This is a genomic window from Blastococcus sp. KM273128, from assembly GCF_021698975.1.
GTDB lineage: Bacteria > Actinomycetota > Actinomycetes > Mycobacteriales > Geodermatophilaceae > Blastococcus.
The window spans coordinates 1-20,610 of sequence record NZ_SSXA01000039.1 but is presented as its reverse complement, the minus strand read 5'-3'; the positions used below and the strand labels follow the sequence as shown (position 1 = coordinate 20,610).

The window sequence follows — 20,610 nt, the reverse complement described above, 5'->3', positions numbered from 1 at the left end:
GGCGTGAACCGCACCCGGGCGGAGCTCCTCGCTGGCGCCGCCGAGGCCTTCGCCGCCCAGGGTCTGCGGCGCGCCACGATGCAGTCGGTGGCGGCCGCAGCCGGGGTGGCCAAGGCCACGCTCTACAACTACTTCCGCACCAAGGACGAGGTGGCCCGGGCGCTGCTGGGCGTGGAGCTGCAGCGGCTCACCGACCTCGCCGCGGGCCTACCCCCGGCCGAGGGGCTGGCGGGGCTCGCCGACGAGCTCGCCACCCATCCCGTGCTGCGCCGGCTCGCCGCCGCCGAGCCGGACCGGCTGGTCGCGCTGCTGGCGCCCGGCGAGCCGGCGTGGGCGGAGCTCACCGGGCGGCTGGCGGCGGTGCTCGGCACCGACGACGACGGGGCGCAGCTGGCCGGGCGGTGGCTCCTCGGCGTGGTGCTCCAGCCGGGGCTCACCACGCAACGGCGGCGGCAGGCGGCGCTGCTGGGTCAGCTCCTGGGCGCCGCGGGCTGAGCCGGTGGCGCCAGGGGCAGGCGGCAGGTGAAGACCACCCGGTCGGCGCCGGGACCGGCGTGCCCGGGCGAGGGGGCCGGGGAGGCGCCGAGCCGGCCGGCCAGGGCGGCCGCGGCGGTGTCCGTCGGCAGGGCGACGGCCTGCGCGACGCGCGCGCCCACCCCCGCCGCCAGGGAGGCGAAGCGCTCCAGCAGCCCGGTGGCGACCCCGCGACCCCGCCGGTCCGGGTGGACGGCGACGGCCTGGACGACGGCGAGGCGGTCGGCGCTCACCACGCCCAGCAGGTAGCCGGCGTCCTCGTCGTCCGGCGTGAGGGCGACCGCGCCGAAGCCGCCGAGCTGGTGGAAGAAGACCGGGTCGTGCAGCGCCACCACGGCGTCGTCGTCGAGCGGGGAGCCCGCCCAGAACTCGGCGCGGCGGGCCAGCAGCCGGCCGCGCAGGGCACCGGCGGAGAGCTCCTCGAAGCCGACCAGCCGGAGGTCCTCGGTGGTCACCCGTCGCCCCGCGCCGCCGCCAGCTCCGCGCGCGTGGGGGGATCGGCGCCCACCCGGGTGCAGTTGACCGCGGCCACCAGCGCGGCGTCGTCGACCAGCGCCAGCAGCCGGTCGTCCGGGACGGCGTCCAGGTCGGCGCGCGCGGTGAGCCCGGCGCCGAGCAGGCCGGTCAGGAGCCCGGCGGCCAGGGAGTCGCCGGCACCGACGGTGTCGACCACGGGCACGCGCGGGATCTCGCGGCGCAGCACGGGCCGGCCGGGCCGGGCGATCCGCAGTGGCGCGCCGCCGTCGGTGAGCACTACCATCGCGGGTCCGCGGCCGGCCCAGCGGCGGGCCGCGTCGTCCAGGTCGGTGGTGCCCGGCTCCAGCCAGGCGAGGTCCTCGGCGCTGACCTTCACCACGTCGGCCTGCCGGACCAGCTCGTCGAGGCGGGCGGTGACGGCGGCGCGGTCGTTGCCCAGGGAGGCGCCGACCGGGCCCTCGGCGAGCATCGGCCGGATGTTCGGGTCGACGCTGACCAGCGCCCGGCCGTGCAACCGGCCGACCAGCCGCGCGATCGCCCCGCTGCCCGGCTCGGTCCAGCTGGAGATCGAGCCGACGTGCAGCGCGCCGACGGCCTCGGGCAGGACCCGGTCGAGCTCCTCGTCGGTCCACTGCCAGTCGGCGGCGCCGAGCACGTGGAAGCCGTAGTCGGGGGAGCCGTCGGCGCCGACGCCGACGACGGCCAGGCTGACCGGCTCGGTGGCGTCGACGAACCCGGCCGTGTCGACTCCGGCCGCCTCGGCGTGCCGGCGGAGGTTCGCGGCGAGCGGGCCGGTGCCCAGCCGGGCCAGCAGCCGCACCGGGGCCTCGAGGCGCGCGGCGGCGACGGCGACGTTGAGCGCATTGCCGCCCGGGCGGGCGACGTAGTGCGGCGCGGTGCTGCCGGGCGCGGCGCCGGGGACGGGCAGCAGGTCGACGACGAGCTCCCCGAGGACGCAGAGGGCAGGCGTGGCAGGCGGCACGCTGGGCACACTAGCCGCGGCGCGGACGGCCCGCGTCGGTTGCCGAGGGTGATCACCTGGGACGATGCTGGGGACGAGCATCGCCGGGCCGGCGACCGCGCCGGAGCAGGAGGACCCCATGCCCAACCCGTTCGTGAAGCTGTGGAAGTACCTCACCGCTTCGGCCAACGCCCAGATCGACCAGCGGGCCGACCCGAAGATCCAGATCGCGCAGGCGATCGAGGCCGAGCAGCAGCGGCACCAGTCGCTGGCCAACCAGGCTGCTGCGGTGCTGGGCAACCAGCGCCAGCTGGAGATGCGGCTGAACCGGCAGCTCAGCGAGGTCGAGAAGCTGCAGGCCTCCGCCCGCCAGGCGCTGGTGCTGGCCGACCAGACGCGGGGCAAGGGGGACGCGGCGAAGGCGGCCGAGTACGAGCAGGCGGCGCAGGCGTTCGCCACTCAGCTCGTGGCCGCCGAGCAGTCCATGGAGGACCTCAAGCGCAGCCACGACGAGGCGCTGCAGGCCGCCGAGCAGGCGCGCGGCGCGGTCGAGCAGTCGCGCATGCGGCTGCAGACGACGCTGGCCGAGCGCACCAAGCTGATGAGCCAGCTCGAGCAGGCGAAGATGCAGGAGCACGTCGCCGCCTCCATGAAGCAGGTCAACGAGCTCTCCGCGCCGGGCAACACCCCCAGCCTGTCCGAGGTGCGGGACAAGATCGAGGCCCGCTACGCCAACGCGCTGGGGCAGGCGGAGCTCGCGCAGTCGTCGGTCGAGGGGCGCATGCTCGAGGTGCAGAAGGCCACCCTCGACGTGGCCGGTGCCTCGCGGCTGGATCAGATCCGCGCGTCGATGGGTGGCGGCACGGGCACCCCGGCCGTCGAGGGCAGCAACGCCGCGGGCGCGATCGAGCAGGGGACGCCGGCGCCGGAGCAGGCCACCCAGCCCCAGGCGCAGCCGGCCGAGCGGCCCGACCCGGCCTGACACGCCGATCTCCCCGCCCCGCCGCCCCGTCCGGGCGGCGGGGCGGAGCACGTTCAGCCGGGGGTGGCGACCGGCCGGGGCCGCCCCGGTTCGCCGGTGCGCGCCGTCGGCGAGACGGGGGAGTTCGCCGCCTGGCACCGCGGGCACCAGTAGGTGACCCGCTCCTGCAGGTGCGGCCCCTGGTCACCCATGAGGATCGGCGTGCCGCAGCGGCGGCAGGGCTTGCCCTTCCGCCCGTAGACCCAGTGGTCGTAGCCGCGGCGCATGTCGCCGGTGGTGCTCTGCTCCGGGTGCTCGAGGTTGGCCTGCATGAGCCGCTGGGCCCGCTCCAGCAGCGGTGCCAGCCGGGCGTCGACGTCGGCCACCCGCGCCCACGGGTGCAGGCCCAGCAGGAACAGCGACTCGACCTTGTAGAGGTTGCCGATGCCGGCCACGTTGCGCTGGTCGAGGACGGCGACGCCCACCTGCTCGTCGGGCTGGGCGCGGATGCGGCGCAGCGCTTCGTCGAGGTCCCACCCCGGGGCGAGGATGTCGGGGCCGAGGTGGCCGACGAGCCGGTCCTCCTCGGCCGTCGGCACGATGTCGACGTCGTGCAGCCGGTAGCCGACGCACTCCCACTCGTCGGTGGCGAGGACCACGCGGACGTCGTAGCCGGGGCCGCCGCGCCACCGGGCGCCGGGCCGGTAGATGTGCCAGCTGCCGTCCATCCGGAAGTGGGTGCGCAGCGTGCGCCCGTCGGCGAGCCGGATCAGCAGGTGCTTGCCGCGGGGGACGACCTCGGTGACGGCCGCGCCGGTGAGGTCGAGGGCGGCCAGCTGGGGGAGCCGGAACTCGCCGCGGCGCAGCGTGCTGCCCGCGAGCGCGGTGTTCATCCGCTTCGCCGCCAGCCAGACGGTGTCTCCCTCGGGCACGCCGACCATGATCCCCGGCAGCACGCCGACCCGCCCCCTGGGTGTGAGAGCCCCGACAACCGGGAAGCGGCGGGTCGCGCCCTGCGCTGCTCCCTGCGTGAGCGTGCCCCTGCGACTGCGCACCCGGCTCGGGAGCGCACCCACCGCCCCCGACCACCAGCCCGTCACCGTCACCGTCGCCCGCGTGGTGCGAGCGGACCGGCGGACGGCGTTCGAGCGGGCGGCCCGCGCAGTGCTGGCCGAGGCGGCGAACTTCCCCGGCAACCTGGGGGCTTCGCTGCTGCACCCGGGGGAGGGCAGCTCCGAGTACCACCTGGTCTACCGGTTCGCCGACGCCGACTCCCTGGCCGCGTGGGAGCGCTCGCCGGAGCGGCAGGCGTTCCTGGCCCGGTTGCCGGGGATGGTCGAGGACGAGCGGGTCGCGCGGGCGGTGGGGCTGGAGAGCTTCTTCGCCGTGCCGCCGCGGCCGGGGCCGGCCTGGCGCAGCTGGCTGCTGACCGTCGCCGTCGTCCTGGCGTTCACCTCGAGCTTCCAGGTGCTCGCGCTGCCGCTGGTCGAGGGCTGGCCGTGGCCGCTGCGGCTGCTGCTGTCGGCGGTCTACGTCGTCACCGCGCTGCGCCTGCTCATGCCGCGGCTGAGCCGCTGGTGCGCGCCCTGGCTGCAGGGCTCCCGCCGCCGCTGACCCCGTGGCCGTTGACCCCGCCGCCGTTGATTCCGCCGCGCGGGGTCAGGCCCGCAGGCGCAGGCCGCGCGGGGTGGCGGCGAAGCCGGCTGCCTGGAGCGCGTTGCTGAGCGGCGTCGACTCGTGCACCGAGGCGCCGTCGGCCTTCTGCACCACCATGCGCCCGAGCGCCCCCGCCGACACTGCCCCGGACAGCGCCGTCGCCGCCTCCTTGAGCACCTGCTCGTCCTCGGTCCACGACAGCAGCGTCTTGCCGCCGCGCTCGACGTAGAGCACCAGGTCGCCGTCGACCAGCACGACCAGCGCGCCGGCCTTCCGCCCCGCCCGGTGCCCCGACTTCCGGCCGGCGCCGGTGCCCTCGCCGATGTCGACGGCGGCGTCCTCGCTCCCGGACCGCTCCGGCCACGGCAGCGCGGCCCCGTAGACGTTGGCCGGGTCGGTGGCCGCCAGCACGACGGCGCCCGCCGGGACCCGGTCGGGCGAGGCAAAGCTGCGCAGCCGGTCCACCGAGCCCGGGGTGCCGAACTGGGCCGCGCCGAGCGTCTCGACGAAGTAGCCGCGACGGGCGCGGCCGTTCTCCTCGAAGGCGCGCAGCACCGGGTAGACGGCGGAGAAGCCCCCGGCCACCTGCTCGGCCATGACCGCGCCCCGGGTGAGGACCCCGTGCCGCTCGAGCAGCGCCTCGGCGCGTGCGGTGGTGCGCCGGGTGGCGTTGGCCTCGCGGTCGGGCAGCCGCGACCAGCGCCCGGCCACCGTGGGCGGTCCGCTGCGGGTGGGCATCGCGGCGCGGGACAGCCGCGGCCGCCCGTACCGGGTGCGGGTGACCCGTGGGGCGGCGGCGGCCCGCTTGTGGGTGCCGCCGCCCCCCAGCCGGCTGCGCAGCGGGGCCAGGGTGTCGTTGGTCAGCGCGCCGGCCCACACCAGGTCCCACACCAGGTCGGCCAGGGCGGCGTCGTCGGTGGCGCCGAGTGAGTCGGAGAGGCCGCGGAAGAACATCGCCTGGCCGCCGGCGAGCAGGTCGAGCACCGGCTGCCCCTCCCCGGCCACCTCCAGCTGCTCGGGCAGCAGCAGCGGTGCGAGGTCGGCGGGCACCAGGCTGATCCAGCCGTCCCCGCCGGGCAGGCCGCCGGCACCGGCCCAGAGCACCTCGCCGGCGCTGGTGAGCTCGTCGAGCATGGCGGGGGAGTAGTCGCGCACGCGGGCCGGCAGCACCAGCGACTCGAGCGCACTGGCGGGCACCAGGGCCCCGGCGAGCTGCTCGACGACCGACAGCACGCCGTCGGCGCCGCGCAGCCGGCTGCCGACCGCCTGCCAGGACGGGGTGAAGCGGGCGAGCGTGCCGGTGGGCACCGGCTCGACCTCCTGGCGCAGCTTCGCGAGGCTGCGCCGGCGGATGGACCGGAGCACGTCGGCGTCGCACCACTCCTGGCCGGTGCCGCCGGGACGGAACTCGCCGGAGACCAGCCGGCCGGTGCCGGTGAGCCGCTGCACCGTCGCGGTGACCACCGCGACGCCGAGACCCAGCCGGGCCGCCGCCTCGGTCGGCTGGAAGGGGCCGTGCGTGCGCGCGTAGCGACCGACCAGGTCGCCCAGCGGGTCGGCGACGGGCTCGGTGAAGACCTCGGGCACCCCGACGGGGAGCGCGGTGCCCAGGGCGTCGCGGAGGCGCCCGGCGTCCTCGATTGCGACGTAGCGCTCCTCGCCGGCGATGCGGACCACCAGCGCGCGCCGGGCGGCGACCAGCTCGTCCAGCCACTCCTGCGGGGCGCCGCGGCGCGCGGCCTCGGCGGCAGTGAGGTCACCGACGACCCGGAGCAGGTCGCCGGCGCCGTCGACGTCGCGGGGGTGCCGGGGCTGGGGGAGCCGCTGCAGCTCGGCCTCGATCTCGGTGATCGCCTCGGCGTCGAGGAGCTCGCGCAGCTCGGAGCGGCCGAGCAGCTCGGCGAGCAGGCCGGTGTCGAGCGCCAGGGCCTGGGCGCGGCGCTCGGCCAGCGGGGCGTCGCCCTCGTAGAGGAACTGGCCGACGTAGCCGAACAGCAGCGACTGCGCGAAGGGTGAGGCGGTCTCGGTCTGCACGTCGACCACCCGCACGCGCCGGGCCCGCACGTCGGCCATCAGCTCGATCAGCCCGGGCACGTCGTAGACGTCCTGCAGCACCTCGCGGGCCGCCTCGAGCGTGATCGGGAACGAGGAGAACTCGCTGGCGACGCCCAGCAGCTGGGCGGCGCGCTGGCGCTGCTGCCACAGCGGGGTGCGGCGGCGGGGATCGCGCCGCGGGAGCAGCAGCGCGCGGGCGGCGCACTCGCGGAACCGGCTGGCGAACAGCGCCGAGCTGCCGACCTCGGCGGTGACCTCGCGCTCCACGTCGTCCGGGTCGAGGACCGCCAGCTCGCCCTCCGGCGGCTCGCCGGTCGTGTCGGGCAGCCGCAGCACGATGCCGTCGTCGGAGTGCATCGAGGAGACGTCGACGCCGTAGCGCTCGCGCAGCCGCGCGGCGAGCACCAGCGCCCACGGGGCGTTCACCTGGGCGCCGAACGGGGAGTGGACGACCAGCCGCCAGTCGCCCAGCTCGTCGCGGAACCGCTCGACCAGCAGGGTGCGGTCGTCGGGGAGGTGGCCGGTGGCCGCCTTCTGCTCGGCCAGGTAGGCGGCCAGGTTGGCCGCACCCCACTCGTCCAGGCCCGCGGCGCGCGCCCGCTCGAGCCCTGCCTCCGGCGTCGCCGACCCGACCTCGCGCAGGAAGGCGCCGAGGGCCCGGCCGAGCTCCAGGGGCCGCCCGGGGGCGTCGCCGTGCCAGAACGGCATCTTGCCGGGCTGGCCGGGCGCCGGGGTGACCAGCACCCGGTCGTGGGTGATCTCCTCGATCCGCCAGGAGGAGGACCCGAGGAGGAACACGTCGCCGGTCCGCGACTCGTAGACCATCTCCTCGTCCAGCTCGCCGACCCGGCGCCCGCCGGTGCCCTCGCCGCCGACCAGGAAGACGCCGAACAGGCCGCGGTCGGGGATGGTGCCGCCGCTGGTGACGGCCAGCCGCTGCGCGCCGGCGCGGGCGGTGAGGGTGTCGGTGACGCGATCCCAGGTGAGCCGCGGGCGCAGCTCGGCGAAGGCGTCGGAGGGGTAGCGCCCGGCCAGCATGTCGAGGACGGCGTGCAGCGCCGACTCGGGCAGCGAGGAGAACGCCGCCGAGCGGCGCACCAGCGCCCCGACCTCGTCGACGGTGCGCGGCCGCTCGGAGACGATCGCGACGATCTGCTGGGCCAGCACGTCGAGCGGGTTGCGCAGGTAGCGGATGGACTCGATCGCGCCGGCCTGCATCCGCTCGGCGACCAGCGCGCACTGCACGAGGTCGCCGCGGTACTTCGGGAACAGCACCCCCCGGCTGACCGCCCCGACCTGGTGGCCGGCGCGGCCGACCCTCTGCAGACCGCTGGCGACCGTGGGCGGCGCCTCGACCTGGACGACCAGGTCGACCGCGCCCATGTCGATGCCCAGCTCCAGGCTCGAGGTGGCGACGACGGCGGGCAGCCGGCCGGACTTCAGCGCCTCCTCCACGACGGCGCGCTGCTCGCGGGACACCGAGCCGTGGTGCGCCGCCGCGACCGGCTGGAACGCCTCCGGCAGCCCGCCGCCGGATCCCGCCTGCGCCATGAGCGCCGCGGCGTTGGTGCCCGGCGGCACCGGCTCGCCGGTCTGCCGCTCGTAGGCCAGCTCGTTGAGCCGGCTGGTCAACCGCTCGGCGAGCCGGCGGGAGTTGGCGAAGACGATCGTGCTGCGGTGCGCCTGCACCAGGTCCAGCACCCGTTCCTCGACCGCGGGCCAGATGGAGGTGCGCGGCTGGTGCCCCGCCGCCGAGCCCTCGAGCTCGCCGGTGGGCTGCCCCAGCTCGCTCATGTCCTCCACCGGGACGACGACCGAGAGGTCCCACCGCTTCGTCGAGCCCGGGGAGACCACCTGCACCGGGCGGCCGCCGGCGAGGAAGGTGGCGACCTCCTCGATCGGCCGCACGGTGGCCGACAGCCCGATCCGCTGCGCCGGCCGCTCCAGCAGCTCGTCGAGGCGGTCGAGGGAGACGGCCAGGTGCGCCCCGCGCTTGGAGTCGGTGACGGCGTGCACCTCGTCGACGATGACCGTCTCCACGCCGCGCAGCGCCTCCCGCGCCTGGCTGGTGAGCAGCAGGAACAGCGACTCCGGCGTGGTGATGAGGATGTCCGGGGGCCGGCGGGCGAAGGTGCGCCGCTCGTCGGCCGGGGTGTCACCGGAGCGGATGCCGACCTTGATCTCCGGCCGGGGGAGGCCCAGCCGCGCGGCGGCCTGCCCGATGCCGGCCAGCGGCGCGCGCAGGTTGCGCTCGACGTCGACCGCCAGCGCCTTGAGCGGCGAGACGTAGAGCACCCGGCACCGCGTCCGCTCGTCTGCCGGTGGGGCGGCGGCCAGCCGGTCGAGCGACCACAGGAACGCGGCGAGCGTCTTTCCCGAGCCGGTGGGGGCGACGACGAGGGCGTGCTCGCCGCTGCTGATCGCCTGCCAGGCGCCTTCCTGGGCCCCGGTCGGCTGCTCGAAGGCGCCGGTGAACCAGGCGCGCGTCGGCTCGGAGAAGCGGGCCAGGGCGCCGGGACCCTCGGTGGGGCCGGAAGTCGGGCGGGCGGGCACGCGCTCAGTGTCCCCGCCGTGTACGACACTTCGCTGGTCGGCGGGAGGGGACCACCCGCCCGGGGAGACGGGAGCGCACGTGGGACCGCTGCAGCAGCCGGAGGTCGCGGTCGACGTCGCCCGCGTGCAGCGACGCACGCTGGGCGTCCTCAGCGGTGGGGTGGCGCTGGCGGGCCTGGGCGTCACCGTCGGCATCACCGCCGGCGGGCTGCTGGCCCGCGACGTCGCCGGCACCGACTCCGCGGCCGGGCTCGGGCAGACCGCCGGGGTGCTGGGTGCGGCGGTCCTGGCGGTGCCGCTGGCCCGGATCAGCGATGGCGCCGGCCGGCGGGCGGGGCTGGCCGTCGGCTACGGCCTGAGCGTGCTCGGCGCGGTGCTGACCGTCGTCGCGGCCGCCGCGTCGTCCCTGCTCCTGCTGCTCTGCGGCTTGTTCCTCTTCGGTGCCGCCACCGCGTGCGGGCTGCAGTCCCGGTACGCCGCGGCCGACCTGGCCGAGCCCGAGCACCGCGGCCGGTCGCTCTCCCTGGTCGTGTGGGCGACGACGGTCGGCTCCGTCGTCGGGCCGAACCTCGCCGCGCCGGGCGCCGAGCTCGGCGAGGCGCTGGGGCTGCCCGCCCTCGGCGGCGTCTTCGTCGTCTCGGCGATCGTCTTCGCCGTCGTGGCCGTCGCCTTCCTCCTGCTGCTGCGGCCCGATCCGCTGCTGCTGGCCCGGTCGCTGGGCGGGGGCGCCGGCGGGCCACGGCCGCGGCAGGCCACCGGCGCCGCCCTGCGCGCGGTGTGGGCGACGCCCGCGGGGCGGCTGGGCATCACCTCGGTGGTCGTCGCCCACTCCGTGATGGTCGGCGTCATGGTGATGACGCCGGTGCACATGGGCCACGCCGGCGGCCCGGAGGGGGCGGTGCTGCGCCTGGTCGGCCTGGTCATCAGCGTGCACGTCGCCGGGATGTACTTGTTCTCCCCGCTGGTGGGGATGCTCGCCGACCGCGTCGGTGCGCCGTCGGTCGTGGCCCTGGGCGCCGGGCTGCTGCTGGCCGCGGCTGCGGTGTCCGGGACGGCGGCTCCCGAGGACTCGGTGCAGCTGGGCGCCGGGCTGCTGCTGCTCGGCCTGGGCTGGTCGTGCGGGCTGATCGCGGGCTCCGCGCTCGTCACCGCGTCGGTGGGGGCCGACCTGCGGCCGACCGCGCAGGGCGGCACCGACATGCTGATGGGCCTGGGTGCCGCGCTGGCCGGCGTGGTCGGCGGCCCGCTGCTGGCCTGGGGTGGCTTCGGGCTGGTGTCCGGCGTGTCCGCGGCCCTGGTGCTGCCGCTGGTCGTGGTGTGGCTGGGGGCGCGGGTCAGCGCCCGCGGTAGTTCCTGATCAGCAGCACGATGAGCGCGACGAGCGCGATCACGATGCCGATCTCGAGGACGGTGTCGAGCGTCGCGGAGCCGGTGCCCGGGATCATGCGCGCCAGGGTAGGGCGGCAGCGGCGCGGCCGGGCGCCGGCGGGTTAGCGTCGTGGGGTGCGGCTGCAGGAGTTCTGGTCCCGTCTGGACGGTCAGTTCGGGTCGATGCGCGCCCAGAGCGTGGCCCGCGACCACGTGTTCTCCGAGCTGGGCGGGCGCACCGCGGTGGACGCCATCGAGGCGGGCCTGCCCGTGCGCAAGGTGTGGCTGGCCGTCTGCGAGGCCTTCGACGTGCCGCCCAGGGAGCGCTGAGCGCCGAGCGGCCCGGCCGGCGTGTCGGCCTGGCGATCGAACACCTGTTCGGCCTACTGTGGCGTCCACAGGGCGGCCGGTTCTCCCCAGCCCGCTCTGCATTCCGAAAACTGTCGGTGCCTCGCCCTAGCGTCGGTCCCGACCCGCTTCTCGCGAACCGAAGGTGACGCACCATGGCAGCAACGCTCGACCGCGGCAAGGCCCTCGACATGGCCCTCGCCCAGATCGACAAGCAGTTCGGCAAGGGCTCGGTCATGCGGCTGGGCGACGAGGCCGCCCAGGCGATCAAGGTCATCCCGACCGGCTCGATCGCCCTCGACATCGCCCTGGGCATCGGCGGTCTGCCGCGCGGCCGGGTCATCGAGGTCTACGGGCCGGAGTCCTCCGGTAAGACCACGGTCGCCCTGCACGCGGTGGCCAACGCCCAGGCCAACGGCGGCATCGCCGCCTTCATCGACGCCGAGCACGCGCTCGACCCGGAGTACGCCCGGGCCATCGGCGTGGACACCGACGCCCTGCTGGTCAGCCAGCCCGACACCGGTGAGCAGGCGCTCGAGATCGCCGACATGCTGATCCGCTCCGGCGCGCTCGACATCATCGTCATCGACTCGGTGGCCGCCCTGGTGCCCCGCGCCGAGATCGAGGGCGAGATGGGCGACAGCCACGTGGGTCTGCAGGCGCGCCTGATGAGCCAGGCGCTGCGCAAGATCACCGGTGCGCTGAGCAGTTCCGGCACGACGGCGATCTTCATCAACCAGCTGCGCGAGAAGGTCGGCGTGGTCTACGGCTCGCCCGAGGTCACCACCGGTGGGCGCGCGCTGAAGTTCTACTCGTCCGTCCGGCTCGACGTCCGCCGCATCGAGACCCTCAAGCAGGGCACCGACGCGATCGGCAGCCGCACGCGGATCAAGGTCGTCAAGAACAAGGTGGCCGCGCCCTTCAAGCAGGCCGAGCTCGACATCCTGTGGGGTCAGGGCTTCAGCCGCGAGGGCGGCATCGTCGACGCCGGTGTCGAGCAGGGCATCGTGAAGAAGTCCGGCGCTTGGTACACCTACGAGGGCGACCAGCTGGGCCAGGGCAAGGAGAACGTCCGCAACTTCCTGCGGGACAACCCCGACCTGGCCGACGAGATCGAGAAGAAGGTCAAGGAGAAGCTGGGCATCGGCCCGAAGCTCGACGCCCCGGCGCCGGTCGACGCCCCCGACTTCTGACCTGCCGGTGGACGAGCGGCCACCGAACCGCCGGCGCGGCCCCGGGGTCACCCGGGCCGGCCGGCGCTCGCGGACGCCGGGCGGTGACGATCCCCTGACCCAGGACGTCGCCCCCGGTTCCCCGGAGGACGAACCCGGCGACCCGGAGCAGGTGGCGCGGAACATCTGCCTCCGCGCGCTGACCGGGGCGCCGAAGACCCGCCAGCAGCTGGCCGACCTCCTCGCGAAGCGCGACATCCCGGACGACGCCGCGGAGGCCGTGCTGGACCGGTTCACCGAGGTCGGGCTCATCGACGACGCGTCGTTCGCCCGCGCCTGGGTCAGCAGCCGGCAGGCCGGTCGCGGGCTCGCCCGGCGGGCGCTCTCCGCGGAGCTCCGGGCCAAGGGCGTCGACCCGGAGACCGCCGCGGAGGCGGTGCAGCTCGTCGACGACGACGACGAGCGGGAGGCGGCCCGCCGCCTGGTGGAGCGCCGGGCACCGGCGATGCGCCGGCTGGACCGGCAGACGGCCACCCGGCGGCTGATGGGGATGCTGGCCCGCAAGGGGTACAACGGGGGCCTGGCGGCGGCCGTGGTCCGCGAGGTCCTCGACGAGGTGGGCGCGGCGGCGGACGACGATGCGCTGACCGAGTTCGACGAGGAGAGCGCGCTGCCCTGAGGGGCCGCACCTCACCCCGACACGACACGAGGCGGCCCGGTTCCCCCGGGCCGCCTCGTCGCGTCTCTGCCGTCGCGGCCGGGTCAGCCGGTGGCGAGCCAGGCGGTCACGTCGACGGCCAGCCCGTCGGGGGCCTCCTCGTCGTCCACCAGCCAGGCGGGGTCCCGGCGCTGGCCGTCGGCGAGCCACCGGGTGATCTCCACGTCCAGCTCGCCGGCCGACGGAGCACCCGGACGCCGCCGTTCGCCGACGAAGGTCAGGTCGGTCTCGGTGCCGTCCGGGTGGCGGAACACCACCCGGCAGCGCGAGCGACGGTGCCGCGCGGGCGGCACGACCTCCCGGACGACGGCGCTCTCCGCGCCGGCCGCGTCGGCGAAGGCGGGGGCCGCGGCGCGCAGCCGGGCCACGAACTCCTGACCCGCATCGAGCAGGGCGGCGTCGTCGAGCAGGGCAGTGCCGTCGAGGACCGTCGGGGCGGCCGTCTGCTCGGCGGGCGGGATCGTCTCGGCAGAGGTCCGGGGGACCGGGGGCAGGTTGCGGCGCCCCGCCGCGTGCATCGTCTCCATCGTGCCGACCAGTGTCGTGACCGTTCCGCCTCGAGCCCGTCCGGCGCGCCCGGCTGGGACGAGTGTGTCGGACGAGAAAACGCAGGTCAGCGGGGTGAAGCCGCAGCCCCTCCGCCCTGACCCATCTGGACGTCGGCGGGCAGCTCCATGGCCTGGGTGCCAGCGGTCGTGGGCCTCCGGCGGGTCCGGCGCTCGACCAGGTTCGCCAGCTGTGACAGCAGCACGTTGATGACGATGTAGATCAGGCCGGCGGCGACGTAGAGCTGGAAGGTGTACTGGTTGCCGAAGCTCAGGGAGAAGAACTCCACGAGGCTGCGCGCACCTCGGAGCAGCTCGAAGTAGCCGATGATGAAGCCCAGCGAGCTGTCCTTCAGCAGGACCACCAGCTGCGCGATGAGCACCGGCAGCATGCGCCGGGTGGCCTGGGGGAGCAGTACCAGAGACATCACCTGGTACTTGCGCATCCCGATGCCGAAGGCGGCCTCGCGCTGGCCCTTGTCGATCGACAGGATGCCCGCGCGGAAGATCTCGGCGAGGACCGCCGAGTTGTAGAGGATGAGCCCGCCGGCGAGCGCCTGGAAGGCGGAGAGCTCGATGTCGTACTTCGGCAGCACGAAGTACAGCGCGAAGATGACGACCAGCAGCGGGATGGCTCGGAAGAACTCGATGTAGGTGCCGACCAGCCAGCGGACCGGACGGTGGTCGGACAGGCGTCCGACGGCCAGCAGCAGTCCCAGGAGGGTGGCCACGACCATGCCGACAGCGGCGACCTGCAGCGTGTTGACCAGCGCGCGCCCCAACGTCTGCGGGACGCCGGTGCGCGCGTCGAACAGCACGGCCCAGCGCTGCGCCTCGAGCTGACCGTTGCCGGCCAGCCTGACGAGGACCACGGCGAGGATCCCCAGGATCAGCAGGATCCCGATCCCGGTACCGATCCGGATGCGGGCGCGCGCCCTGGGGCCGGGGATGTCGAAGAGGACCGGCGTGGTCATCGCAGGATCGCCACCCGTCGCTCCAGGCGGTGCACGCCGAAGGCGAGCGGCAACGTGATGATCATGTAGGCGATCACGACCCCCAGCAGGACGGCGGTGAGCTGCCCGGCGTCGGCGTTGACCAGGCGGGGGAGTAGGGAGCTGAGCTCGCTCGTGGCGAAGCCCGCGGCGATGGAGCTGTTCTTGACCATCGCGATGAAGACGTTGCCCAGCGGCGGGACCACGGTCCGGAACGCCTGCGGGAGCACGACCTCGCGCAGCGACTGCCCGAAGGTGAGGCCGATGGCGCGGGACGCCTCGGCCTGACCGGTCGAGACCGAGTTGATCCCCGAGCGCACCGCCTCGCAGACGAACGCCGCGGTGTAGAGCCCGAGGGACAGCACAGCCCCGGTGTAGAAGCCGAGGATGAAGTCGATCTGCGGCAGGCCGAAGATAAGGAAGAAGAAGACCACCGTCAGCGGGGTGTTGCGGAAGGTCTCGACGTAGAAGCTGGCCAGGCCGCGCAGCGGCGGGATCGGGCTGACCCGTGCGGCGGCCAGGAGCGTGCCCAGCACCAGCGCGAGCAGGCCGGCGAGCAGCGACAGGCTCAGCGTCGTCAGGAACGCGTCCCACAGCAGGTCGAAGTTGTCAGCGAGGAACTGCACGCCGCCTCCTCTCGGGGCTGGTCATGGAGCGGCGCTGCGGGGCGGGGACTCCCGCCCCGCAGCGCCGGGGGTTCTCAGTAGCGGTCGACGGCCGGCGGCTCGGGAGCCTCCTGGCCGCTGATGGCGCCGGCGGTGCGGTCCCAGGCGTCGGCCCAGGCGCCGCTCTCGTAGGCCTCCTCGAGCGTGTCGTTGATGAACGCGCGGAACTCGTCGTCACCCTTCGGCACGCCGATGCCGTACGGCTCCTCGGTGAAGGGGTTGCCGACGAGCTCGAAGGCGCCGTCGCTGCCGGCGACCAGGCCGGTGAGGATGACGTTGTCCGTGGTCACGGCGTCGACCTGGCCGTTGGCCAGGGCGTCGGCGCACTTGGAGTAGACGTCGAACAGCGTGAGGGTCGCCTCCGGGTAGTTGTCCCGGATGTTCTGCGCCGGCGTGGAGCCCTCGACCGAGCAGACGTTCTTGCCCGCCAGGTCTTCGGGACCCTCGATGCCCTCCGGGTTGCCGGCGGCGACCATGATGTCCTGACCGGCCTCGTAGTAGGGCCCGGCGAAGTCGATCAGCTCCTTGCGGGCGTCGTTGATGGTGTACGTCGCCACCACCATGTCGACCTGACCGTTCTGCAGGAAGGGCTCGCGGTTGGCCGAGACGGTCTCGGTCCACTCGATGTCCTCGGGCGCGATGCCGAGCTCGGCGGCGATCAGCTTCGCGATCTCGACGTCGAAGCCCTCGGGGGTCTCGGTGTTGGGGTTCAGCAGACCGAACCCGGGCTGGTCGAACTTGGTGCCGACGGTCATGGAGCCCGCCTCGGCGAGCTCGGCCATCGTGGTACCCGCCTCGAAGTCGACCTCCTCCTGGACCTCGACGTTCGAGTCGGCGGCGTCCTCGGCCTGGTTGCCGGCCTCGCTGCCGCCGCAGGCGGCGAGCATGAGGCCGAGGGCCGCGAGCGAGGCGGCGTAGCGGGTGGTGCGCATGTGCTGTCCTTCCGTAGGAACGGTCAGTGGTTCAGGATCTTGGACAGGAAGTCCTTGGCCCGGTCGGAGCTCGGGGTGCTGAAGAACGTCTCGGGGTCGGCGGACTCCACGACCCGGCCGCCGTCCATGAAGACGACGCGGTTGGCCGCCTTCCGCGCGAAGCCCATCTCGTGGGTGACGACGATCATCGTCATCCCCTCGGCGGCCAGGCCGACCATGACGTCGAGGACCTCGCTGATCATCTCCGGGTCCAGTGCCGACGTCGGCTCGTCGAACAGCATGACCTTGGGGTCCATCGCGAGCGCACGCGCGATGGCCACCCGCTGCTGCTGTCCGCCGGAGAGCTGGGCGGGGTACTTGTCCGCCTGCGCGCCGACACCCACCCGGTCCAGCAGTTCGCGGGCCCGCTTCTCGGCGTCGGCTTTGGAGCGCTTGCGCACCTTGATCGGCCCGAGGGTGACGTTCTCGAGGATCGTCTTGTGCGCGAAGAGGTTGAAGCTCTGGAACACCATGCCGACGTCGGCGCGCAGCCGGGCGAGCTCCTTGCCCTCGTCGGGCAGCCGCTCGCCGTCGATGGTGATCTCGCCCTTCTCGATCGACTCGAGGCGGTTGATCGCCCGGCACAGGGTCGACTTGCCCGACCCCGAGGGGCCGATGACGACGACCACCTCGCCGCGGGCGATCTCCAGGTCGATGTCCTGCAGGACGTGCAGTTCGCCGAACCACTTGTTGACGCCGGACAGGCGGACGAGAGGCTCTCCGTTCGGACGGCTGGTCACCCTGGGGACCCTAAGGGCGGGAGGTCGCGGTTCCCGCACCGTGGGATCACGAAGGCGTAACGAACGCAGGCGGGCCGGGGGGTCAGCCGACGGAGTCCGCCCGTTCGGGTGAGACGGAGAAGAGCTCGCCCGGCTGGCAGCCGAGCGCGTCGCAGACCGCGGTGAGCGTGGAGAAACGGACCGCGCGCGCCCGCCCGTTCTTGAGCACCGAGAGGTTGACCACCGAGACGCCGACCCGCTCGGAGAGCTCGACGAGGGTCATGCCCCGCTCTTCCAGCAGCCGGTCGAGGTGGCAGACCACCCGGTGGCCGGCGTCGTCGTCGGGCGCCGGCCCGTCGCGACGGGGGCTCACACCAGCCCCTCGACCTCGTCCTCCAGCGCGCGCCCGCGGCGGAAGGCCTCGGCGGCGGCGAGGAGGGCGAGCGCCAGCCCGATCGGCGTCAGCGAGAGCGTCACCTCGAACAGCACCAGCGGCGAGCCGGGCCCGGCCAGGTCGAGGTGCTCCAGCACGGTCGTCGCGACCACCCCCTCGGCCATCGGCACGACCAGGCCGCCGAGCACGACGGCCGCGGCCAGGCCGGCCAGTCGCCCGGGGTTGCGCCGGTCGAAGGCGTGCCCGTCGTGGATGGACCAGAGCAGCCGGGCGAGCAGCCACGCCCCGACCGCGACGGCGATCGCGTGGAGCGAGGCCGGTAGCTCCGTGAGCGCCCGCAGCCCGGCCGGCAGGTCGGCGGCGAACAGCTGCGACTCGGACGTCGAGTCGACGACCCACACGCCCTCGGGGAGGCCGGCCAGGTCGAGCGACCGGTCGTCGTCCGGTTCCGCGACCTGCACGGTGACGCTCCCGCCCGGCTGGGTGAGCTGGTTGACCGGCAGCACCACCGCGGTGAGGAGCGCGACGGCGGCGACGACGAACAGGACGGCGGCGCCCAGGTTCGTGCCCGTGCGGCCGAGGAAGGGGCGGCTGGTCCTCATGCCGCCGAACATATCGATTCCCGATAACAACGACAATCGTTGTGCTCGCCGCGACGTACCCTTCCTCCTGTCATGAGCAGCGCAGCGCAGAGCCCCGCCCGCACCTACCGGGTGCGCACCTACGGGTGCCAGATGAACGTGCACGACTCCGAGCGCCTCTCCGGCCTGCTCGAGGCGGCGGGCTACACCGCCGCGGCGGACGGGGACGACGCCGACGTCGTCGTCCTCAACACCTGCGCGGTGCGCGAGAACGCCGACAACCGCCTGTACGGCAACCTCGGGCACCTGCGCCCGGTCAAGGACGCCCGTCCCGGCATGCAGATCGCCGTCGGTGGCTGCCTGGCGCAGAAGGACCGGGGCGAGATCGTGCGCCGCGCCCCGTGGGTGGACGTCGTCTTCGGCACGCACAACGTCGGCTCGCTGCCCGCGCTGCTCGACCGCGCCCGGCACAACGCCGAGGCGCAGGTGGAGATCGTCGAGGCGCTCGAGGTCTTCCCGTCGACCCTGCCGGCCAAGCGCGACTCCGCCCACTCGGGCTGGGTGTCGATCAGCGTCGGCTGCAACAACACCTGCACGTTCTGCATCGTCCCGGCGCTGCGCGGCAAGGAGAAGGACCGCCGGCCCGGCGAGATCCTGGCCGAGGTGCAGGCGCTGGTCGACCAGGGCGTGCTCGAGGTGACGCTGCTCGGTCAGAACGTGAACAGCTACGGCAGCGACTTCGGCGACCGCGGTGCGTTCGCCGACCTGCTGCGGGCCACCGGCCGCATCGACGGGCTGGAGCGGGTCCGCTTCACCAGCCCGCACCCGGCGATGTTCACCGACGACGTCATCGCCGCCATGGCCGAGACGCCGGCGGTCTGCCACCAGCTGCACATGCCGCTGCAGTCGGGGTCGGACGACGTGCTCAAGCGGATGCGCCGCGCCTACCGGCAGGAGCGCTACCTGGGGATCATCGACCGGGTCCGCGCCGCCATGCCCGACGCCGCGATCACCACCGACATCATCGTCGGCTTCCCCGGCGAGACCGAGGAGGACTTCCAGCAGACGCTGGAGGTGGTCCGGCGGGCCCGCTTCGCCAGCGCCTTCACCTTCCAGTACTCCAAGCGCCCTGGAACGCCGGCCGCCGAGATGGACGGTCAGCTGCCCAAGGAGGTCGTGCAGGAGCGCTACCTCCGGCTCACCGCGCTGCAGGACGAGATCAGCTGGGACGAGAACCGCCGGCTGGTCGGCCGCCGGGTGGAGCTGCTCGTCGCCGCCGGCGAGGGCAGCAAGGACGCCGCGCGCGGCCGGCTCTCCGGCCGGGCCCGCGACGGGCGCCTCGTCCACTTCACGGCAGCCGACGGCGTCCGCCCCGGCGACGTCGTCGAGACCGTCGTCACCCAGGCCGCACCGCACCACCTGGTCGCCGACGGCCCGCTGCTGTCCCACCGGCGCACCCGCGCCGGGGACGCGAGCGAGGCCGGCACCCGGCCCACCACGCCGGGCGTCTCGCTCGGCATGCCGCAGGTGGGCGTCCCCGCTCCGCTGCCGGTTCTCGCGTCCGGCTGCGCGGTCACCTGACCCGACGGCGCCCGATCCGACGACGACGCCCCCGCCCGGAAGTCCCGGGCGGGGGCGTCGTCGTCGGTGCGGCTGTCAGCGGCGGGCGGACTTCTCCGCCTCGGCCAGCCACTCCCGGCGGGTCGCCAGGTTGGCCTGCGCCTCGTCGATCCGGCGCTCGTCGCCCGCGGCCTCGGCCTTGGCCAGCTGCTCCTCGGCCTTGGTGACGGCGGCCCGCATCGAGGTGACCATCGGGTTCTCCGGGGCGGTGCGCACCCGGCCGGCGTCGGCGGCGCCGCGGACCTTCTGCTCGACGGCCATCATGCGGTCCTCGAGCTGGCGCATGACCGCGCGCGGCACGTGGCCGATGGCGTCGTAGCGCTCCTGGATCTTCCGCAGCGCGTTCTGCGCGCCGCGGAGGTCCTTGCCCGGGTCGAGCTGCTCGGCCTCGGCGAGCAGCTGCTCCTTCGCCTGCTGATTGGCGACCTGCTCGGCGTCGCGCGCCTTGTCCTGCTCGGCGCGGGCGCTGAAGAAGACGTCCTGCGCGGCGCGGAACTGCTTCCACAAGTCGTCGTCGCCGTCGCGGCCGGTGCGCGGCACGGCCTTCCAGCGGTCCATCAGCGTCCGCATGGCGGCGCTGGTGGGCCCCCACTCGGTCGACGTCGACAGCCGCTGCGCCTCCTTGATCAGCTCCTGCTTCGCCGCCCGGGCCTCGCCGCGCTGGGCGTCGAGCTGGGCGAAGTGGGCGCCGCGGCGGCGGCCGAAGGCGTCCCGGGCGGCGGCGAAGCGCTGCCACAGGGCGTCGTCGGTCTTCCGGTCGATGCCGCGGATGGTCTTCCACTCCTCGACGATCGCCTTGAGGCGGTCGCCGGCGGCCTTCCACGACGTGGACTCGGCGGCGATCTGCTCGGCCTCGGCCGCGAGCGCCTCCTTGCGGGCCACCTGGGCCGCGCGGGCCGCGGCCTTCTCGGCGCGGTACTCCGCGGCGGCGGACTCGGCGGTCGCCACCATGGCCCGCGCCCGGGCGGCGAGCCCCTCCAGGTCGCCGACCGCGGCGGCGGTCGGGATCGAGGACGCGAGCGCCTCCGCCTTGGCCTTGATCTCGCCCGGGTTGCCGGTGTGCGCCTTGAGCCGCGCCTCGAGCAGCGCGACCTCGGTGGCCAGGTCGTCGTAGCGGCGGCCGTAGTGGGCCAACCCCGCTTCGGCGTCCCCGGCCTGCCAGGAGCCGACCTCGCGCTCGCCGTCGGCGGTGCGCACGAAGACGGTGCCCTGCTCGTCCACCCGGCCCCACTGCGACGGGTCGCTGACCACGGTCTCCACCGGGGCGGCGGGCGGCGCGGGAGCGGGCGCCGCCCCGGTGGAGACCGTGGTCAGCGACCC

General features: G+C 74.7%; 20 protein-coding genes. 8 read left to right on the top strand and 12 right to left on the bottom strand.

Features of this window, described 5'->3' with window-relative positions:
* Positions 1–3 precede the first annotated feature (3 nt).
* Positions 4–495 (top strand): TetR family transcriptional regulator, encoded by a 492-nt coding sequence (locus tag E9529_RS12585; RefSeq protein WP_236831484.1) that lies wholly within the window; start codon positions 4–6, stop codon positions 493–495.
* Here the strand turns inward: E9529_RS12585 and E9529_RS12580 are convergent.
* Both E9529_RS12580 and E9529_RS12575 read right to left on the bottom strand, forming a co-directional pair.
* Positions 471–989: a GNAT family N-acetyltransferase gene (locus tag E9529_RS12580; protein ID WP_236831483.1), complete on the bottom strand. Its 519-nt coding sequence runs from the start codon at positions 987–989 to the stop codon at positions 471–473. The genes E9529_RS12585 and E9529_RS12580 overlap by 25 nt on opposite strands.
* On the bottom strand, positions 986–1,993 hold the full coding sequence (locus tag E9529_RS12575) for a PfkB family carbohydrate kinase (protein ID WP_236831482.1): 1,008 nt from the start codon (positions 1,991–1,993) through the stop codon (positions 986–988). Before E9529_RS12575 ends, E9529_RS12580 begins: the two co-directional genes overlap by 4 nt.
* A 64-nt stretch (positions 1,994–2,057) precedes the next feature.
* Here E9529_RS12575 and E9529_RS12570 point away from each other — a divergent pair, with 64 nt between their 5' ends.
* Positions 2,058–2,954, top strand: coding sequence for a PspA/IM30 family protein (locus E9529_RS12570; protein WP_304505636.1), 897 nt, complete (start codon positions 2,058–2,060; stop codon positions 2,952–2,954).
* 53 nt (positions 2,955–3,007) lie between these two features.
* On the opposite strand, the gene E9529_RS12565 is transcribed toward E9529_RS12570, so the two are convergent.
* Positions 3,008–3,865, bottom strand: a complete 858-nt coding sequence (locus E9529_RS12565; protein WP_236831481.1) for a DNA-formamidopyrimidine glycosylase family protein — start codon at positions 3,863–3,865, stop codon at positions 3,008–3,010.
* A gap of 97 nt (positions 3,866–3,962) precedes the next feature.
* Here E9529_RS12565 and E9529_RS12560 point away from each other — a divergent pair, with 97 nt between their 5' ends.
* Entirely contained in the window at positions 3,963–4,547 is a 585-nt protein-coding gene (locus E9529_RS12560) for an antibiotic biosynthesis monooxygenase (RefSeq protein WP_236831480.1), read from the top strand.
* Between the two features lie 45 nt (positions 4,548–4,592).
* Here E9529_RS12560 and E9529_RS12555 read toward each other — a convergent pair whose 3' ends face one another.
* The gene (locus tag E9529_RS12555) at positions 4,593–9,197 is read right to left on the bottom strand and encodes an ATP-dependent helicase (RefSeq protein ID WP_236831479.1); all 4,605 of its coding nucleotides are present in this window, start codon (positions 9,195–9,197) and stop codon (positions 4,593–4,595) included.
* Between the two features lie 79 nt (positions 9,198–9,276).
* On the opposite strand from E9529_RS12555, the gene E9529_RS12550 reads away from it, so the two are divergent.
* From E9529_RS12550 to E9529_RS12535, 4 genes are all read left to right on the top strand, one after another.
* Positions 9,277–10,554: an MFS transporter gene (locus tag E9529_RS12550; RefSeq protein ID WP_236831478.1), complete on the top strand. Its 1,278-nt coding sequence runs from the start codon at positions 9,277–9,279 to the stop codon at positions 10,552–10,554.
* A gap of 146 nt (positions 10,555–10,700) precedes the next feature.
* Positions 10,701–10,895, top strand: coding sequence for a DUF3046 domain-containing protein (locus E9529_RS12545; protein WP_236831477.1), 195 nt, complete (start codon positions 10,701–10,703; stop codon positions 10,893–10,895).
* Positions 10,896–11,068: 173 nt separating this feature from the next.
* A complete protein-coding gene (gene recA, locus E9529_RS12540; RefSeq protein WP_236831476.1) occupies positions 11,069–12,106 on the top strand; it encodes a recombinase RecA in 1,038 nt (345 codons plus the stop codon).
* Between the two features lie 7 nt (positions 12,107–12,113).
* Positions 12,114–12,764 carry a regulatory protein RecX gene (locus E9529_RS12535; protein WP_236831475.1) on the top strand — a complete coding sequence of 217 codons (651 nt, stop codon included), beginning with the start codon at positions 12,114–12,116 and terminating at the stop codon, positions 12,762–12,764.
* Positions 12,765–12,847: 83 nt separating this feature from the next.
* Here E9529_RS12535 and E9529_RS12530 read toward each other — a convergent pair whose 3' ends face one another.
* The 7 genes from E9529_RS12530 to E9529_RS12500 form a co-directional block, all read right to left on the bottom strand.
* On the bottom strand, positions 12,848–13,330 hold the full coding sequence (locus E9529_RS12530; RefSeq protein WP_236831474.1) for a hypothetical protein: 483 nt from the start codon (positions 13,328–13,330) through the stop codon (positions 12,848–12,850).
* A gap of 86 nt (positions 13,331–13,416) precedes the next feature.
* Positions 13,417–14,322, bottom strand: a complete 906-nt coding sequence (locus E9529_RS12525; RefSeq protein WP_236831473.1) for an amino acid ABC transporter permease — start codon at positions 14,320–14,322, stop codon at positions 13,417–13,419.
* A complete protein-coding gene (locus E9529_RS12520; RefSeq protein WP_236831472.1) occupies positions 14,319–14,966 on the bottom strand; it encodes an amino acid ABC transporter permease in 648 nt (215 codons plus the stop codon). Before E9529_RS12520 ends, E9529_RS12525 begins: the two co-directional genes overlap by 4 nt.
* Positions 14,967–15,040: 74 nt before the next feature.
* A complete protein-coding gene (locus tag E9529_RS12515; RefSeq protein ID WP_236831471.1) occupies positions 15,041–15,937 on the bottom strand; it encodes a glutamate ABC transporter substrate-binding protein in 897 nt (298 codons plus the stop codon).
* Positions 15,938–15,960: 23 nt separating this feature from the next.
* Positions 15,961–16,716, bottom strand: a complete 756-nt coding sequence (locus E9529_RS12510) for an amino acid ABC transporter ATP-binding protein (protein ID WP_236831470.1) — start codon at positions 16,714–16,716, stop codon at positions 15,961–15,963.
* A gap of 82 nt (positions 16,717–16,798) precedes the next feature.
* Entirely contained in the window at positions 16,799–17,068 is a 270-nt protein-coding gene (locus E9529_RS12505; protein WP_308195280.1) for a helix-turn-helix transcriptional regulator, read from the bottom strand.
* A complete protein-coding gene (locus E9529_RS12500) occupies positions 17,065–17,691 on the bottom strand; it encodes a DUF2975 domain-containing protein (protein ID WP_236831469.1) in 627 nt (208 codons plus the stop codon). Before E9529_RS12500 ends, E9529_RS12505 begins: the two co-directional genes overlap by 4 nt.
* A gap of 72 nt (positions 17,692–17,763) precedes the next feature.
* On the opposite strand from E9529_RS12500, the gene miaB reads away from it, so the two are divergent.
* Positions 17,764–19,251, top strand: coding sequence for a tRNA (N6-isopentenyl adenosine(37)-C2)-methylthiotransferase MiaB (miaB, locus tag E9529_RS12495; RefSeq protein WP_236831468.1), 1,488 nt, complete (start codon positions 17,764–17,766; stop codon positions 19,249–19,251).
* Between the two features lie 75 nt (positions 19,252–19,326).
* Here the strand turns inward: miaB and E9529_RS12490 are convergent.
* A partial coding sequence (locus E9529_RS12490) for a DUF349 domain-containing protein (protein ID WP_236831467.1) occupies positions 19,327–20,610 on the bottom strand: 1,284 nt, incomplete at its 5' end.